The organism is Streptantibioticus ferralitis (assembly GCF_029223525.1).
Lineage (GTDB): Bacteria > Actinomycetota > Actinomycetes > Streptomycetales > Streptomycetaceae > Streptantibioticus_A > Streptantibioticus_A ferralitis.
On the sequence record NZ_JARHTQ010000079.1, the window covers coordinates 1 to 2,824 of the forward strand.

At 68.0% G+C, this 2,824-nt stretch carries 3 protein-coding genes and 1 pseudogene; 1 reads left to right on the top strand and 3 read right to left on the bottom strand.

What is annotated here, in order from left to right; genetic code table 11:
• Positions 1-126: 126 nt before the first annotated feature.
• A pseudogene (locus tag P2L57_RS39695) lies at positions 127-297 on the top strand (IS256 family transposase); the annotation flags it as partial.
• Between the two features lie 69 nt (positions 298-366).
• Here the strand turns inward: P2L57_RS39695 and P2L57_RS39700 are convergent.
• From P2L57_RS39700 to P2L57_RS39710, 3 genes are all read right to left on the bottom strand, one after another.
• Positions 367-1,869 carry an ISL3 family transposase gene (locus tag P2L57_RS39700; protein WP_275823439.1) on the bottom strand — a complete coding sequence of 501 codons (1,503 nt, stop codon included), beginning with the start codon at positions 1,867-1,869 and terminating at the stop codon, positions 367-369.
• A gap of 145 nt (positions 1,870-2,014) precedes the next feature.
• Positions 2,015-2,398 carry an IPT/TIG domain-containing protein gene (locus P2L57_RS39705; protein WP_275823441.1) on the bottom strand — a complete coding sequence of 128 codons (384 nt, stop codon included), beginning with the start codon at positions 2,396-2,398 and terminating at the stop codon, positions 2,015-2,017.
• Positions 2,399-2,471: 73 nt separating this feature from the next.
• Positions 2,472-2,824: IPT/TIG domain-containing protein (locus P2L57_RS39710; protein ID WP_486387843.1), on the bottom strand; the 353-nt coding region annotated here is incomplete at its 5' end.

The window sequence follows — 2,824 nt, forward strand, 5'->3', positions numbered from 1 at the left end:
GCAAGCGGTGGACCATGCGCTGGAAGGCACCCTTGAACGCCTTCCAGATCGCCTTCGAGGGCCGCCTGACCCCGAGCAACAACTGACCACTCAACAACCAAGATCAGCCGTTAAGTTGACACACCCGCCCGCGGCCATTTCCCCAACGAAGCAGCGGCTCTCAAGTGCGTCTACATGGCGCTGATGAGCCTGGACCCGACGGGGAAGGGCCGCAAGCGGTGGACCATGCGCTGGAAGGCACCCTTGAACGCCCTCCAGATCGCCTTCGAGGGCCGCCTGACCCCGAGCAACAACTGACCACTCAACAACCAAGATCAGCCGTTAAGTTGGCTCTGTTCCGTAGTCGGTGGTGACTCTGTGTCCTCGTTATGGGAGGAGGATGCGGTGGCGGAGGAGGTCGAATCCGGCGCGGCCGTGCATCTGCCTCATGATTCTCTTGGTGCGGGTGTTGACGCCCTCGGTGCGTCCGTTGTGGTGGGGCAGGGTGAGGCCGGCGTCTGCGGCTGCGTGGTCGAGTCGAGGCCGTTGCAGAAGGTCTGCAGGTGGGGTAGGTCGGCGGCTCGGACTGCGGTGATCCACTCGGTGAGCCGGGTGTCGTTGCCCGTGGCCGGGGCCAGCAGCTCGGCGAACTCTCGGATGAGCCGGGCGAGTTCGGTCAGGGCAGGCCGCGGTGAGGGCTTCCAGGAGGGCGGTCTCCTTGGTGCGCAGGTGTTCGGGGTGGGTGAGCAGGAGCCGGGTGGCGCGTCGCGGGGTGGTAACCGGGCGGTCGCCTTCGGCGCGGCCCTGGTTGAGGTAGCGGTGGAGCAGGTTGAGGCTGCCGCTGTAGCCCAGCTCTTTGATCTCGCGGAACAGTTGCAGGACCGGCACGCCGGGTTCGGTCGCGCGCCGGGTGGGCAGGTGGTCGCGGTAGGGGTCGACCAGGGTGGGCCGGTACTGGGGAGCGATGCGCTCGGCGGTCGGTTCGGGGATGCGGGCGTAGCGTTTGACGGTGTTGAGGGCCAGTCCCAGGCGGCGGGAACAGTCGAGCAGGCCGACGCCCTGGCCGAGAAGGCCGTGGATTTTGTGCCAGCGTTCGCGGGTGCTCTGCTCGCGGACCCCACCGGGGCGGGGCGGGTTGACAGTGGCCCAGCAGGGAGCGTGGGCGCGGACCTCTGCCAGGACCTTGTCACACAGGTTGCGGAACAAGTGCCAGCGGTCGCTGACCTGCACCGCGTCCGGCAGCGCCCGCCGGATCGCCTCGGCGTACGTGGCCGATCCGTCCCGGCACACGACCTCGATCCCCCTCTTCCCGCGCAGCCAGGTCTCCAGGGTGGAGGCCTCGCGGTCGGGGAGCACCTCGATGCGCTGGCCGGTTTCGGTGTTGATGATGATCGTGGCGTAGCGGTGCCGGCGGCGCAGGGCGAAGTCGTCGACCCCGATCACCCGTGGGAGGCGGACCTGCGGCGCGGGGATGCGCCGCAGCAGGCGCAGTGCGGTGGCGTACGAGACCGGCGTGGCCAGCCACCGGGTGAGCCGGGCGGCCGCCCGGCCGCATAACTCCTTGACCACCTTGGAGATCTGGCCGGTCAGGCGCGTGGTGCGGCGTTGATGGCGTTCCAGCAGCCCCGGTATCTGTTCGCGGAAGGTCTGCCGCCGACAGCCCAGGACAGGGCAGGGCAGGCGCCGCACCCGGACGCGGACCACGACCCGGCGGCCGTCCACCGGCACGTCCGCCACCGTCCGGTGGTGGTACCCGTGCACCTTCGCCGTCGGCACCCCGCACACCGGGCAGGGCACCGGGAGATCCCGGGTCCGGGCCGTAACCCGGACTGCCTCGCCATCGTCCGCCACATCCTCGATGACCAGCGCCGACAATCCCGAAAACACCACAGACACAAGCTCGTTGACATCCCGCATGAGATGCCAACGACGCCCGTCACCTTTCGTCACCACCGACTCCGGAACAGAGCCGTTAAGGGGTTGGCACACCCGCGCCGGGCGCCCAGGATCCAGGCCGGGGCGTTCTGCTGTCGGCCTACCCGAAGAACACCTGGGTTTTGCCCGGCACAAATCCCGTGCCCGTGATCGCGACTTGCTGTCCGCCTTGGTCCGGTCCCCGGTTGGGAAGCACAGAGGTCACGGTCGGCGGCACAGGTTCCGGGCAGGGGCCCAGGTAGGTGAAGCGGGTTGACGGCGTGACAGCACTTGTGCCCCCGGCAGTGGTCACCGTCACGTCGACAGTGCCGCAACCCGGCGGCGGCACGACCAGCAGGAGAAACCCGACATCGAGGAGGATCGTTCCCGGATTCGGCCCGAACCGCGCGGACCGCGCGCCAAGGAGGTTGCTGCCGAAGATGACGACGGGCGTCGGCAGAATCGCAAACCCGGGGACAATGTTGGATACAACAGGCAGAGGCATGACACGGGTCCTGTTCGCACGGGTGGAACGAGACCCTGCTAGGGCCGGGCAAGGTCTCGCCACGATGGGTGATTCAGCCGAACAGGACCTGCGTGTTGCCTGCCACGACGCCGGTGCCGGCCACGGTCACTGACTGGCCGCCGGCGTCAGGTCCCGCGTTGGGGACGACCGATGCCACGGTGGGTGCGACGGCGTAGGTGTACGCGTTAGGCAGTGTGACAGTGCCGCCGGGTGTGGTGACGGACACGTTCACGGTACCGACCCCGGCCGGTGTGACGACGGTCAGCGTGGTGGACGAGGTGGAGTTCCCCCACTGATCTGGACAGCCTGATACTGGGACGGATGAGTCCCGGAGGAAGCAGTCCAGGTAGTGAGTAGCAAGAGCAACATGAGCAAGCGGTACTCGGCGGAGTTCAAGCGTGATGC